At 60.4% G+C, this 14,571-nt stretch carries 13 protein-coding genes; 4 read left to right on the top strand and 9 right to left on the bottom strand.

Annotated elements, in window-relative coordinates; genetic code table 11:
* Positions 1-2: 2 nt before the first annotated feature.
* From LVY75_04225 to LVY75_04210, 4 genes are all read left to right on the top strand, one after another.
* A complete protein-coding gene (locus LVY75_04225) occupies positions 3-1,298 on the top strand; it encodes an ABC transporter substrate-binding protein (GenBank protein ID XAZ21167.1) in 1,296 nt (431 codons plus the stop codon).
* Positions 1,299-1,376: 78 nt separating this feature from the next.
* Positions 1,377-2,330, top strand: coding sequence for a sugar ABC transporter permease (locus LVY75_04220; GenBank protein XAZ21166.1), 954 nt, complete (start codon positions 1,377-1,379; stop codon positions 2,328-2,330).
* Positions 2,320-3,180, top strand: a complete 861-nt coding sequence (locus LVY75_04215; GenBank protein ID XAZ21165.1) for a carbohydrate ABC transporter permease — start codon at positions 2,320-2,322, stop codon at positions 3,178-3,180. Before LVY75_04220 ends, LVY75_04215 begins: the two co-directional genes overlap by 11 nt.
* A 2-nt stretch (positions 3,181-3,182) precedes the next feature.
* Positions 3,183-3,926, top strand: a complete 744-nt coding sequence (locus tag LVY75_04210) for a tyrosine-protein phosphatase (GenBank protein ID XAZ21164.1) — start codon at positions 3,183-3,185, stop codon at positions 3,924-3,926.
* 32 nt (positions 3,927-3,958) lie between these two features.
* Here LVY75_04210 and LVY75_04205 read toward each other — a convergent pair whose 3' ends face one another.
* The 9 genes from LVY75_04205 to LVY75_04165 form a co-directional block, all read right to left on the bottom strand.
* The gene (locus tag LVY75_04205) at positions 3,959-5,200 is read right to left on the bottom strand and encodes an amidohydrolase family protein (GenBank protein XAZ21163.1); all 1,242 of its coding nucleotides are present in this window, start codon (positions 5,198-5,200) and stop codon (positions 3,959-3,961) included.
* Entirely contained in the window at positions 5,197-6,768 is a 1,572-nt protein-coding gene (locus LVY75_04200; GenBank protein ID XAZ21162.1) for a gamma-glutamyltransferase, read from the bottom strand. The genes LVY75_04205 and LVY75_04200 overlap by 4 nt, the downstream gene beginning before the upstream one ends.
* Complete coding sequence (locus LVY75_04195) at positions 6,768-7,967, bottom strand: amidohydrolase family protein (protein XAZ21161.1); 1,200 nt, start codon at positions 7,965-7,967, stop codon at positions 6,768-6,770. The genes LVY75_04200 and LVY75_04195 overlap by 1 nt, the downstream gene beginning before the upstream one ends.
* A gap of 75 nt (positions 7,968-8,042) precedes the next feature.
* Positions 8,043-9,143, bottom strand: a complete 1,101-nt coding sequence (locus LVY75_04190; GenBank protein ID XAZ21160.1) for a BMP family ABC transporter substrate-binding protein — start codon at positions 9,141-9,143, stop codon at positions 8,043-8,045.
* A 42-nt stretch (positions 9,144-9,185) separates the two neighbouring features.
* Complete coding sequence (locus LVY75_04185) at positions 9,186-10,106, bottom strand: ABC transporter permease (protein XAZ21321.1); 921 nt, start codon at positions 10,104-10,106, stop codon at positions 9,186-9,188.
* A complete protein-coding gene (locus LVY75_04180) occupies positions 10,106-11,182 on the bottom strand; it encodes an ABC transporter permease (GenBank protein XAZ21159.1) in 1,077 nt (358 codons plus the stop codon). The genes LVY75_04185 and LVY75_04180 overlap by 1 nt, the downstream gene beginning before the upstream one ends.
* Positions 11,172-12,719 carry an ABC transporter ATP-binding protein gene (locus LVY75_04175; GenBank protein XAZ21158.1) on the bottom strand — a complete coding sequence of 516 codons (1,548 nt, stop codon included), beginning with the start codon at positions 12,717-12,719 and terminating at the stop codon, positions 11,172-11,174. The genes LVY75_04180 and LVY75_04175 overlap by 11 nt, the downstream gene beginning before the upstream one ends.
* Before the next feature lie 234 nt (positions 12,720-12,953).
* Positions 12,954-13,652 (bottom strand): GntR family transcriptional regulator, encoded by a 699-nt coding sequence (locus LVY75_04170; GenBank protein ID XAZ21157.1) that lies wholly within the window; start codon positions 13,650-13,652, stop codon positions 12,954-12,956.
* Between the two features lie 162 nt (positions 13,653-13,814).
* Entirely contained in the window at positions 13,815-14,561 is a 747-nt protein-coding gene (locus LVY75_04165; protein XAZ21320.1) for a histidine phosphatase family protein, read from the bottom strand.
* Positions 14,562-14,571 lie beyond the last annotated feature (10 nt).

Genomic DNA, 14,571 nt, shown 5'->3' with positions numbered 1-14,571 from the left:
CCATGTTGCGCAGGACCACGTTGAAATTCACCGCAGCGATCGCCGCCGTTTCGCTCTTGCCATCGGGCGCATTTGCTCAAATGCCCGCATCTGTCGACAAGCCGGTGACGATCAGCTTCTACAACTACAATCTCGCCTCGGCGAGCGCCGGTGCCGAAGCGACCAAGGAACTGATTGCCGGTTTCGAAAAGAAATTTCCGAACATCAAGATCGAGACCGTCGCCGTACCATCCAACGAGATCATGTCGCGCGTGCAGGCCGACATCGTCGCCGGTAAGCAGCCGGACGTGGCGCAATTGGTATTCCGCGACCTGATCTATATTGCCAGCGATCTCGGCGCCAATGCCCTAGAAGACATGGTCGATGCGACCGAGCTGAAGGATCAGTTCGCCGGCATGATCCCGCAGGGACTAGAGCTGGGCAAGGTCGATGGTAAGACCTATGGCCTTGCCTATACGTTTTCGACGCCAATCCTTTTCTACAATGCCGACCTCTTCAAGCAGGCTGGCCTCGATCCGGACAAGCCGCCCAGGACCTGGGACGAAGTCAATGCTGACGGCAAGGCCATCAAGGAAAAGACCGGCAAGAACGGCTTCTTTCCGGGTGCCTATGGTCCGACCGACGGCACCTTCGTCTATCAGTCGATCGTCATGTCGAACGGCGGCAAGGTGCGCGATGGCAACAAGCTGACCTTTGCCGACAAGGACGCGGCGGATGCCGTGAAGATGTTGCGCAACATGGTCGACAGCGGCGCGCATGCCAAGATCGATCCGGCCAGTGCATCCGACACGTTTGCTGCCGGCAATATGGGCATGTTCCTCTATACGAGCGCATTGCTTTCCAGCGTCAAGAAGTCGGCTGCGGGCAAGTTCGACCTGCGTCTGGCACCGATGCCCTCCTTTGGCGACAAGCCGACGGCGCCGACCAATTCCGGCAGCGCGCTCTTCGTCTTCAGCAGGGATCCCGAAAAGCAGCGCGCCTCCTACGAGCTCCTCAAGTACCTGACGAGCAAGGAAGCCTACACGATCATCACCAGCAAGATCGGCTACCTGCCGCTGCGCCTCGATATCGTCGACGATCCGAACTACCTCGGCCCCTGGGTCAAGGAAAACCCGATGTTCCGGGCCAATCTCAAGCAGCTCGACCACTTGACCGCAAACATTGCCTTTCCCGGCCCAAATTACCGCCAGGTCGAAAAGATGATGATGGACAGCGTTCGCGAGGCCGTCTTCGGCAGCGGTGATCCGGTGGAAGCCTTGAAGGCCGCGCAGGAACAGGGCCAGGATCTGATGCCGTAAGCCGCCCTGGTTTTCACGAGGAAGGTGAGGGGCGGCCGCGAGGGCTACCCCTCATCGAAATCGATCGGAGCTTTCGCAATGACAGATATCCAGGCAGAGGTTGCCGGCCCCGCCGCAGCGAAGACGGCTTCCACGCGATCGGATATCAGCCGCGAGCGCTTCAGCATTTCGCCTTTGCTTTATCTGGCACCTGCGGTCGTCCTGCTGATGGTCTGGACATACATACCGCTTGCCGAGGCGTTCCGCCTGTCTTTCTACCAGTGGAATATACTGCCGACTTCACCGCAGCGCTTTGTCGGGCTGACCAATTACCAGCGGTTGCTGGCGCTGCCGGAAATGCGCAACGCTCTCTGGAACACGCTCTACTATACGATCGGCCTGTTTCCGATGTCGGTGATCATTCCACTTTTCGTGGCGATCTGGACGCAGGATCTCGGCGGCCGCGCCCGGACGATCTACCGGGCGATGATTTTCGTGCCAATGATCATCGCTCCTGTCGTCGCCGCCATCCTGTGGCGCTGGCTGTTGAACGAAGATCAGGGGCTTATAACCTTGACTCTCGAGGGTTTGGGGCTCGGCCGCATCGGCTTCCTGACCGATCCCGCCTACGCGCTGCCGACGCTCACCTGGATCACCGGCTGGAAGCTGATCGGTTTTTCAACCCTGCTCTTTTCCGCAGCCAATGCCGGTATCAATCCATCCTATATCGAGGCCGCGCGCATCGATGGGGCCAGCCGCTGGCGCATCATCTGCGACATAAGGCTACCGCTGCTCTCGCCGACCATCCTGCTGTTGTCGATGATGACGGTGCTGTTCGGTGCGCAATGGAGCTTTGCCTATATCAACGTGCTGACGAATGGCGGGCCGCTGAAATCCACGACCAATATTTTCTACCTTCTCTGGGAATACGGTTTCCAGACGCTTTCGGCAGGCTGGAGTTCGGCTGCCGGCATGATCGCCTTTGCCGGATTTGCAGTGCTCGCAGCGCTCTGCATGTGGCTGACGAAGAGGTTCGCCTTCTATGACAACTGATGCCCTCGACGATCACCGGCCTAGCCGACCCGTGACATCACGCGGGTTCGCACGCAAGTTCGTCGTGCACGCAGTCATGGTGCTGCTTTCCCTCGTTTCGATCTTTCCGGTCTACTGGATGATCGTGACCTCGCTGCGGCCCGATAACGAGATTTTCTCGACCGTGCTCTGGCCATCGCATCCGACCTTGGAGAACTACATCTTCGTTCTGACACGCGTGCCGATGCTGCAGATGCTGTTCAACACGACGGTCGTTTCTGTCGCGACCGCGTTTCTGCAGGTTGTGACCGGCATGTTTGCTGCTTATGCATTGGTGCGCTGGCGCATGCGGTTTTCGTCAGTCGTTCATGGCCTGATTGCACTTTCATGGCTGGTGCCGTTCCAGGTCACGATGATTCCGAACTATGTGCTCGCTTCAAGGCTTGGACTACTCGACACATTGACGGGTCTTGTCGTGCCCAATGCGTCCCACGCCTTTGCGATCCTGCTTCTCTATCACGCCATGCGGGCTTTCCCGATCGAGGTGCTGGAGGCGGCTCGCATGGATGGGGCGCGGAGCTTCCGCATCCTCTGGCAGATCGTCACGCCGAATATGGGCGCGCCCATCGCCTCGCTGTCGATCATCGCCTTCATTTCCGCTTGGAACGAATATTTCTGGCCGCTGCTGCTATCGCGTAAGCCCGAGAACTCGGTCGTGCAGATCGGTTTGCAGATGTTCATGACCCAGGAGGGCAATCTCTGGGGACCATTGATGGCTGCAGCAGCACTCGCCAGCCTGCCGATCCTGATCCTATATCTTATTCTCCAGCGCCACGTTATTGAATCCTTTATGAAATCCGGAATCCGCTGACAATGGAAAATTATGAGAGACTGATTGTGCTCGATGGCGCTCGTAACGTGCGCGACCTTGGCGGCTATCCGGTCGGCGATGGGAGACAGACGCGCTGGCGCTCGCTCCTGCGCGGCGACGCTCTGCATATGCTGAGCGACGCCGACATCGAGGCGCTGATCGCCCACGGAGTTACGACGGTCATCGACTTGCGCAATCCTCAGGAACTCGAAAGAGAGGCCAATCCGTTCATGAACGATGCGCGCGTTCGCTACGAAAATGTTTCGCTGTTCTCGGCGCTGGCGCCGGTCGAAATGATGGCGGCGCAATCGATCGATTTCGACATGGGCGACCGCTACTGTCACGCGCTCGACAATTGCCAGTTGGCGATCGCCAAGGTGCTGATGACGATCGCACGGGCACCTGATGGGATCGTCCTCTTTCATTGTACGGCCGGCAAGGACCGCACCGGCATCATTGCCGCTTTGATGTTGGCCCATGCCGGTGTCGATGAAGCGACGATCATCGAAGATTATGCGCTTACGGGCTCGATATTTGCTCCCGTGCTCGCGGAGTTCCGGGCCCGGGCCATCGCACGCGGCGTGCCGTCAGATCTAGCGGACCTGATCCTCGCCTCGGCGCCGCAGAGCATGGCCCGGACACTCGGATACCTTGCCGGGCATTACGGCGGTGCCGGCACCTATTTCGCGCGGATCGGCCTTGGCGAGGCGGAGATCGCCAGCCTCGAACAGCGGCTGTGCGGCTGATTCTTGCTCTGACGTTTCGAGCGGGCGCGCCTTCAGCCCGGTTTATGAAGCCGAGGTCTGCCGTTGTCGAAGCTCTTGCGTCCACTCTTCCAACCGGCAACGACGCGGGCGATCTCGCGCACTGCGGTATGTGGGCCGGGGCTGTCGAGCAGTACGATCGTGGCTTCGGCGCCTGCCTCTAATCGTCTGACGCTGCCGAATTGACGTGCCGCCGCCTCTGTCACCATGTTGAAGACCAGCGCCATATCCTCGTCTCGCGAGAGCTGGGCGACGTTGGCATAGAGATTGGCCATGCGGATCAACGAAGCGTCACCATAAGGAGTGAAGGGATTGAGCACGTTGTTGGTCGCAATGGAGGTCACGACGCCGCGGCTTGCCAGCAGGTGAGCGGGCGCGACTCCGCGCGGAACCAGCCGGTCGTGACCGCGCCCGTTCAGAAACAGATCGGTGGACGGCAGGACGGAAAGCGCAATGCCGGCCTCAGCCAGCCTATCTGCAATGGAGACGATCTCCGCCTGTGACATGGCCGAGAGGTTGGTGACGTGGCCGATCGCAACGCGACCTTGCCAGCCGTGACGGAGTGTGGCGTCGATCACCGCCGGCAAATCGGTCCGCTCGGGATCGAGGCTGAAATCGAGATGGAAGTCGATTGGCACGTGATGCTTGAGCGCCAGTGCAAAGACCATCTCGATATGCCTGTTGGGATCCGGATCCGTATAGGGACAACCGCCGACCAGATCTGCGCCGTTGGTGAGCGCGTGGTCGAGCATGTCTGATGTCTCGGGCTCGTTCGTCAGCCCGTCCTGGGCAAAAGCGCAGATCTCGATATCGAGCGCGAAGGCGTAGTCTTCACGGATACGTTTGATTGCGTCGAAGGAACGGAGGCCGGCGCGAGTGTCGATCTCGACGAAGGTGCGCATGCGCGTGGTGCCGTGCGAAATTGCCTTCTCGACGACGCCGGCCGCGCGGGCATAGACATCGTCTTGCTTGAAGCTCGCCTTGGCCCTGGCCGTCTCCCGCACGGCCTCGGCAAGGGTACCTTCGCAAATCGTGCAGCGGTCGAGAATACAGGCCTTGTCCAGATGGATATGCGTATCGACAAATCCGCCGAAGGCGAAGGCGCCCTCGCCATCGACGCTTTCGATCGCCTCGCAACGCATGCCGGATCCGATGTCAGCGATCCGGCCCTTGCGCACGGCGATGTCGACGAGAGCACCATTTTCCTCGATGCGGACATTGCGGATAATGAGATCAAACAATGAGACAGACGTCACAGCGAAATTGCTCCCCCGTCGCTGCGTGGGTCGTGAGCACCGTCGATTGTCCCGTCTTGCGTGATGCGGATTATGCCGGCTTGGCCGCCCAGCGGGCTGAAACTGTTGATCGTCGAAATCTCATGGCCCATGGCGGCAAGTGCGGCGACCGTTTCGGGGCCGGCATTCTCCTCGATCTTCAGGCTGTCCCGACTGTCGGAGAAGGTGCGGCCGAGCAGGAAGCGTGGGCGGGAGAGCGCCTCGGATGGATCGAGGCCGTGGTCGATCAGCAGGCTGAGGAGCAGCGACAAGGTCTGCGGCTGTCCATCTGCCCCCTGCGTCCCATAGACGAGGTGAGGACGGCCGTCCCTGAGCGCCAGGCCGGGGTTGAGCGTGTAGAAGGGACGCTTGCCGGGACGGATGACATTGGGGCTGGCACGGTCAACGCTGAAGGCTGCACCTCTGTTTTGCCAAAGGATACCGGTATCGCCGACGACAACGCCACTTCCCCAATCGAAATAGAGGCTCTGTAACAGCGAAGCACAGCGTCCCCTGTCGTCGACAGCGGCGAGCAGGGCCGTGTCACCGTGTCGATAGGGCTCTGGCCAGGGCAGCGCGCGGCCGGGATCGATTACCGCTGCCTTGGTCGCGAGGCGCGTCGGCTCAAGCAACTTTGACGAAACATCGTCCGAATATCGGGGATCGGCGATGCTAAGCCGGTCGAGAAAGGCCTGCTTCACCGCCTCGACAAGCCTATGATAGAAGCTGGCGCTACCCGGCGGAAAATCCGCCATCGGCAGATGGTCGAGTACGCCCATGATCCCGAGCGTGGTTATGCCCTGGGTTGGCGGAGGCGGAGCAAGCAGGATGATATCGCGATAGTTCTGCTTGATCGGAGCCGCCATCTCCGTTCGTGTTGCGGCGAGATCGGCTGCTGAAAGCGGTGAGCCGGCTTCGGCGAGCCCCGTTGCAATCCGCCGAGCGAGCGCACCCTCATAGAATTCGCGGCTGCCGTGGCGGGCGATCGCCTGAAGGGTCTTGCCAAGCGACGGCTGACGCTGAATGCCTGACTCTTGGAAAAGACCCGCGAATCCCGGCCAGTTGTCCAACTCGCCACGGCGGAAATCATACCAGAACGCCTGTGATCGGCTGACCTCGAATCCGTCTTCCGCAAGGGCGATCGCATCGTCCAAAAGGCCCGACAAGCTCTCCGAGCCCAACCATTCGACAGCGGAATAGGCAAGCACCGTCTGCCAGCTGTCGACGAGGCAGGCCGTCGTCAACGTGGAGCCGGCGCCCCGCAGCGGGATATCTCCATCCGGAATAATGCTTGCTGCCTGACCTATGCCGAGGAATGTCTGCGCCTTGCCCGCCTCATCGGCCACCAACCAGACCGCATCACCGCCAAGCCCGCAGAAATGCGGGTAGGTGACCGCAAGCGCAGCGCCGGCGGCGACCAGCGCCTCGATGGCATTGCCGCCGCGCCGCAGGACTTTGGCCCCGGCTTCGCTTGCAAGCCAGTGCGGCGTCACGATCATGGCGCCGGGCGATGTGCCGGGCTCCGCACCTTGCTTGCCGGGAGACGACATCAGCGGATCACCGCGCCGTTTTCGGCCACCAGGCGGCCTTCCTTGAAGACGCGACGCGGCTTCGGAATGGCGACAACGGCCTCCGGCACGTGTTCCGCCGCGAGCGTGACGAAATCGGCCTTTGCGCCGGCAGCAACGCCGTAGCCTTCCAGTCGCAACGCTTTGGCACCGCCTGCCGTCACGACATCGAAAGCAGCGCTGAGTTCCGTATCGGTATAAAAACCGGACCGGTAGGCGATGATCTCTGCCCGGCGCAGCATGTCGCCGTCCCCGAAGGGCCACCAGGAATCGCGGATATTGTCGCTGCCGCTGAAAACATTGACGCCGGCGGCACGCAACAGCGCGACCGGCGGGAAATTGTGATTGCCCGGCGCGTTGGTCATGATCGAGACGCCGCTCCGAGCGATCAGGGCGGCAATCTTCTTTGCTGCCTCCGGTGCGAGATCGCCGAGACCATAGGCATGGCTGACGGCGACATGGCCCTGCATGCCAAGTGCGGTCGTGCGAGCGCAAATCTCCTCGATCGTCATGGCCCCGAGCGTGCCTGCATCATGAAGATGGATATCGACATCGACGCCGCGCCTTTCCGCGATGCCGAAGACGACGTCGAGATGGCGCTTGATGTCGCGGTCGAAGGACAGCGGATCGAGACCGCCGACAAGATCGGCACCCATCGCGATTGCCTCGTCCATCAGTTCCGGCGTGCCCGGGCTCTTCAGGATACCGCTTTGCGGGAAGGCAACGAGCTGGATGTCGATGATGCCGGCATATTCCTCACGCACCCTCAGGATGGTTTCGAGCGACTTCAGGCCGACCGATCCATCGACCATCACGTGGCTGCGCATCTGCAATGCCCCGTTCGAAATGCAGAGGTCGAGCTGATTGCGGGCGCGCTCATCCATGGGCGCTGCGGCAGCCATGTTCTCAGCCTGAAAAGCGACGCGTTCATGCACGTCGAAACCGTTGATGCATGGTTTATGCGGGATCCACCTGTCGCCGTAGAAGCTGGTATCGAGATGGATATGACCCTCGACGAAGCTTGGCACGACAAGGGCTCCACCGATATCGACGACATCTTTCACGCCCTGGCTGGAGCCCGTCTCTCCTATCGCCGTGATCCGGCCGTCCTGCACCACGATATCTTTCAGCGTACCGTCGGCAAGCTTTGCGTTGGTGAAGACTGTTTGTGTTGCGCTCACTTGTGTTTCCTTTCCCGTCAATTCTGGTCCGGCCCCCGTTTGTGCGGTGGCCGGCCACTTTTTGGCAATGGATGATCAGTTCTGCGGCAGCGTACCCTGCACGCCGTCGATCAGCCATGTCATGCCCTTGATGTCATTCTCGGAGAGTTCCTGACCGGAGGCGACCTTCACCTTGCCGCTCTGGTCTTTGATCTCACCCGCAAAGACTTTCAGCTTGCCGGCAACGATGGCATCCTCGGCCACCTTCATTTCCTTGGCGACGGTTTCAGGCAGTTCCGGGCTGCTCGTCGTCATCTTGACGTAGCCGCCTTCGCCAAGCCCAAGCCAGCTACTTTCCGGCTTCCAGTTGCCCTCCATGACAGCCTTGGCAGCACTGATATGGGCCGAGCTCCAGTCGAGTTCGTAGGAGACAAGCTGTTTCTTCTTCACGTAGCGAGAGAAATCGCCGGTATTGCCAATTGACCAGACGCCCTTCTCCTCGGCGGCAAGGCCCTGAACCGGCGTGTTGGGACTACCCGAGAGAACGTCGGCGCCTTGAGCCACGAGGGCGGCGACAGCATCCTTTTCCTTGGCCGGATCGACCCAGGCATTGGCCCAGACGACCTTGACGACGACATCGGGATTGACGCTGCGTGCCCCGAGAAGGAAGGCATTGATGCTGTAAATGACCTGCGGCACGGGGAAAGCGCCGACCCAGCCGAGTACATTGGACTTCGTCATACGGCCGGCGGCAATGCCGGTCACATAGGCGCCTTCATATTCGCGGGCTTCGAAGACGCCAAGATTGGTGCCGGCAGCAATGCCGGCGCAGCATTCGAAATGCGAGTTCGGCATCGTCGGCGCGAGCTTCTTCAGCGAGGCATATTGCGAGAAGGTGGTACCGAAGATCAGCTTATGGCCCTGGGCCGACAACTGGCGGAACAGCCGCTCGCAGTCCTGGATCTGGGCGATATTCTCGAGGGCGGTGACCTTTACCTTGCCCGGGAAGGCACTTTCCAGGGCGCGCCAGGCATTGGCCTGGAAATATTCCCAGCCGGTGTCGGAAATCGGACCCATGTGAATGACACCGACTTTCAGCACTTCATCGGCGGCGAGAAGCGGGCGGACACCGGTTGCTGCGATCAGAGATCCGGCTGCTGCCGTCTTCAGGAAATCGCGTCTGGATTGGAATTTCATCTTCAGTTCCTCTCTTGTTGTGTTTGTATGCGGCATCGAGGTTCAGCCTCCGGCGACGAAGGGCTGTCCAAGGGAAGCGGGGACGTTGAGACGCATCAGCGTCGCGTTGCGTGAGATCAGCACCAGCACGAGGATCGTGACGAGGTAAGGCAGGGCGGACATCAGTTCCGAGGGCAGGCCGATGCCGGCGCTCTGGGCAAAGAGCTGCGCGATCGTCGCGCCGCCGAAAAGATAGGCGCCGAGAAAGCATCGGCCTGGACGCCATGTGGCGAAGACCACCAGCGCGACTGCAATCCAGCCGCGTCCGGCAATCAGCCCCTCTGTCCAGAGCGACGTATAGACAATCGAGATATAGGCGCCTGCGACCCCGGCCATCGCGCCACCGAACAGTGTGCAGAGATAACGGATCAGCACTACCGGATAGCCGATGGCATGGGCCGAGGAGGGCGCCTCGCCCACTGCCCGGACGATGAGGCCGGACCGGGTGCGATAGAGAAAGAACCAGACGCCGGCAAACAGTGCCCAGGAAAGCCAGACCAGCGGGTGCAACTGTCCGAGGACGATGCCAAGTAGTGGGATTTTGGATGCGAGCGCAGAAAGCGTCGACGGCTCCATGACAATCGCCATGCCGACATAGCTCTTGCCGATGAAAGAGCCGAAGCTGGTTCCGAAAATGGTCATCGCCAGGCCGACCGCTACCTGATGGGCGCGAAAGCTGACGACCAGCACCGAGAACATCAACGCCAAAACCATGGCGGCAAGCATCGCTGTCATCACGGCGAGCCAGAGCTCACCCGTCGTCTGCATAGTGATGAAGGCGATGACCGCGCCGACCACCATCATGCCCTCGACGCCCATGTTGAGCACACCGGAGCGCTCGGTGACCAGCTCTCCAAGGGCTGCATAGACGAGCGGCGTACCGGCGATCAGTGTGGCAATCAGAATGGGAAGAATCTGGCTCATCATACCGTGACGCCCTTTCTGCCGGATGTCTTGAAGCGGATACGGTGGTGGACGAGGACATCGGCCGTCAGCAGGAAGAAGAGCAGTGTGCTCTGCAACAGGCCGGTGATGGAGGAGGGCATGCCGAGCGACATCTGGGCGAGATCGCCAGCGAGATAGAGCAGCGCCATCAACAGTCCTGACAAGAGGATGCCGAGCGGGTTCAATCGGCCGAGATAGGCGACGATGATCGCCGCATAGCCGTAGCCGGGTGAGGCATTGGGAAAGATCTGCGCCAAAGGCCCGGCAATCTCGCCGACACCCGCCATGCCGGCAACTGCGCCGCTGACCAGCATGCCGATCCAGACCGCGCGCGTCACGCTGAAGCCGGCGTAACGCGCTGCCCCCGCAGACAGGCCTGTGACCTTCAGTTGGAACCCGATGAAGCTGCGCTTCATGAGGATCCATCCCATGACAACGGCGATCAGCGCGAAGATGATGCTGGCATTCATGCGCGTGCATTCAACGAGAATCGGAAAGAGGGCAGCCGGCGCCAACGGCTCGGACTGTGGGAAATTGAAACCGGCCGGGTCGCGCCAGGGGCCGAAGATCAGCCAGGTCAGCCAGAGCCCGGCGACATAGTTCAACATGAGGCTGGTGAGGATCTCGGACGCATTGAAGCGAACACGCAGAAACGCGGGGATGGCCGCCCAGATCATGCCGCCGATTGCTCCGGAAATGACCATCGCCGGCAGCACTGAGAGGCCACCATCCGGGCCGAAATGCAGGGCAACATAGCCGCCGAAGATGACGCCTGCGGTCAGCTGTCCCTCGGCGCCGACATTCCAGATGCCGGCACGGAAACCGATCGCAAGACCGATGCCGATCAGCACCAGGGGGGCCGCTTTGATCAGCAATTCGCCGACACCATAGAGATCAGCGAGCGGCGCCGTCAGAAAGGTGACGAGCGCGCCAAGCGGTTCGAGGCCGGCCGAGGCAAAGATGACCATCGCGACACTTGCGGTCAGAACAAGCGAGATCACCGGCGAGAGGAAAATCATCAGCGTGGAGGGCTTAGGGCGTCGCTCAAAGCGCATCGGCCATCTCCTTTTCCATCCTGCTGCCGGACATGGCGAGGCCTATATCGTTGCGATTGGCGTCTGCGATCGCCGTTGCCTCTGTCAGTCGGCCGCCGGCGATGACGGCGATGTGATCGGCAATGTCGAAGAGCTCATCCAGCTCTTCCGAGATGACGACGATTGCGGCGCCACGCTCACGCAAATCGAGCAACGCCTGGCGGATGACGAGCGCCGCACCGACATCGACGCCCCAGGTCGGCTGCGAGACGATGAGCACGCCTGGCTCCTGGAGGATTTCGCGTCCGATGATGAATTTCTGCAGGTTGCCGCCCGACAGACTGCCGGCAGGCGCTGCCGGTCCAGGGCAGCGGACGTCAAAGGCTCTGATGCAGCGTTCGGCAAAGTCGAGGATGCGGTCGAAACGGATAAGGCCGGCCTCGACGGCGCCGCCGCTATTGGCGGTGAGCAGCACATTCTCCGACAGCGGCAATGAGGGAACAGATCCCTGCCGCAGCCGATCCTCGGGGACCGAGCAAAGGCCGAGTTTGCGCCGTCCGGCCGGATCGAGATGTCCCGCCGGAGCGCCGTCGATGATAATGGCGCCCCTTCTTGCAAGACGGGTTTCGCCGGAGAGTGCGGCCAGCAATTCCTGTTGGCCATTACCGGAGACCCCCGCAATCCCAAGGATCTCTCCACCCCGCACCGATAGCGTAATACTGGATAGTATCGTGCCGAATGGATCGGCAGTCGGCAGATCAAGACCGTTTACGGCAAGCCTGACGGCACCGGCAACGCTCCGCGTGCGCTGGCGATAATCGGCAAGGTCCGTGCCGATCATAAGGCGGGCCATCGAGGCCGGGCTTTCCAGCGATGGATCGCACACACCGGTGACGCGGCCGCCCCGCAGGATCGTCGCTTTATGGCAGAGATCCCTGATCTCATTCAGCTTGTGGCTGATGTAGAGGATGCTGCAGCCCTCTTCCGCGATCTGCCGGAGCGTTATGAAGAGCTTCTCGACCGCTTGCGGCGTCAGGACGGAGGTGGGTTCGTCGAGGATCAGCAGGCGTGGATTCTGCAGCAGCGCGCGGATGATCTCGACGCGCTGTCGCTCGCCGACGGACATGGTGTTGATATGCCTGCCAGGCTCGACCGGGAGGCCGTAGTGGGTCGCGACATCGGCAATCCTGCCGGACAGTATTTCGATATTCTGTTTGCCCGGCAGAGCGAGAGCGATGTTTTCTGCGACCGTCAGCGTATCGAAGAGCGCAAAATGCTGGAACACCATCCCGATGCCGAGTCTCTGCGCGTCCGCAGGTGAGGTGATGCTCACCTCCCGCCCATCCCACAGCATGTCGCCGGAGTCGGCATGGACCATCCCATAGATGATCTTCATAAGCGTCGACTTGCCGGCACCATTCTCGCCAACGATCGCGTGGATCTCACCAGGATTGACGCGGAGATCGATCCCATCATTGGCAATGACGCCCGGATAGGTTTTACCAATGCCTCGTAGCTCCAGACGGTATTCCGATGAAGATAACGCAGTATGCGGCATGAGCAAAATCCAGGCTACATGATCTTGAAAATCAAGTATGCAATATGGATGCCAAGACGTATCGCAAGCGGCGACATCGAATTCATAAAAGACTAAGCATAGGAATTCGTTGCGAGAAAATGACGACGAGGCCATGCTCACTGCAAAGTGCAGCTACTGATCTGGAAGATAGGTAACCAGATCGCGTCTACATAATGATCATAATATTGTATACGTGATTGAAAAATCGGCAGCTCAGCCGGCTGCGCGGTTGGAAAATCGCGAGAGAATCGAACCGATGTCAGCTTCCACAGCAAGATCGTCTTCGATCAAGGCGCGGCTTTCGACGGACGACAGATGTTCGTCCATCAGCTGTTCCGCTGCGGGCAGGTCGCCCTTCTTCAATGCGCCGATGAGACCGGAATGTTCACTGATAGCGCATTCGCTGGAATGCGGCCGGCTGTACATGGCAAGGATCAGCGAGCAGCGGGAGACGAGTTCGGAGAGGTAGCGCTCGAGCAGGGCATTCCCTGACAACTCGGCAAGCTTCAGATGGAATTCGCCCGCAAGACGGGTCGAAAGCCGCACATCTCCTCTGGCGTGAGCGGCTTCCTCTTCCTGCACATGCTCTCGCAGCAGCTTTTCGATTGCAGGGTTCCAGCGCTTTATAACCGCCTTCATCACCTCCCGCTCGAGCGCGCGTCGGACGGCGAAGGCGTCGCGGGCCTCATCGAGGCTCGGCTGGGCCACAGTGGCAGTGCGCTTATGGTAGGTGTCGACCAGTCCCTGGGCTTGCAGCTTGGCCAGCACAGTGCGCACCAGCGTGCGGCTCATCGAAAAATGCCGGCCGATCTCGTCTTCAGGAAGCTTGGTGCCTGCTTTCAGCGCCTGCTCGATGATGGCCTGACGAAGGGTGCGATGGGCTGTATCTACCCGATCGGAATTGGAGGACATGTGATTTCAGAGGCTCGTTTGATTTTGTATACGTTAGCGCGCTGCCAAGGATACAACAAGCCGATACTTGTCGTGTAAACGCGGTGATGCCGCATTGAAATAGTCCGCGTCGGATGGACGCTTATTCTCTTCGGGAAGGTCAAATCTCGCGGCTTACGGAGATCAAATGCGGGTCTTCGGCGCAATCGTCAGCTCCGAACCATAGGCGCCGCGCATTTCCGTCGCCGCGGATGGATCGCGGTCGTCGGCCTTGTGCAGAAGCGTGGAGCGATAGCCTTCCGCATGACTGCCTTCGATCAGTGTCACATCGGCATTGCCCGGATTATCGGAGCGCTCGAACCATTCGACGCTGTGATGCAGAAAATTCATCTCGAAGGCACGATTGGTGACACCGTGGCCGACGATGATCACGGTGTCGTTGCCGCTTCCGATGTCATGCATAACAGTTTGCAGAAACAGCCGCACCCGCTGGGCAACGTCCGCCCGGCTCTCGCCATCCGGCGGACGGGCGTAGAATTTGCCGCTGTTGTTGCGCAGCCGCGCCCATTTCTCAAATTCTTCTGGAAACTTGCGTCGCTGCTCGGCCCGGTCATAAATCTCGGTGAACAAGCCGAAATCCTGTTCCCGCAGCAGGTAGTCCTCATGCACACCGCCGATGGCGCTAGCAGGCGAGGCCTCGATGATTGCGTCCTTCGTCTGGCGCGTCCGAAGATATGGCGAATGCCAGATGGTTGCCTTCCGCGCAGCAACGGGCAGCGCAGCCAGAGAGTCAGCGATCCTGCGCCCCGCTGCCAGCGCCTGCCGATAACCCCATTCCGTCAGCGGAACATTATGATCGCCGAACTGCCGGTAGGCGCTCTCGCTGATGTTGCCAAGAGATTCGCCGTGTCGAACGAGATAGATGTGCATGGCCGTCCGT

The organism is Sinorhizobium sp. B11 (assembly GCA_039725955.1).
In the GTDB taxonomy this organism is placed as follows: Bacteria; Pseudomonadota; Alphaproteobacteria; order Rhizobiales; family Rhizobiaceae; genus Rhizobium.
Note: the sequence above shows the minus strand (reverse complement) of the source record. Positions and strands in the feature narration are given on the sequence as shown.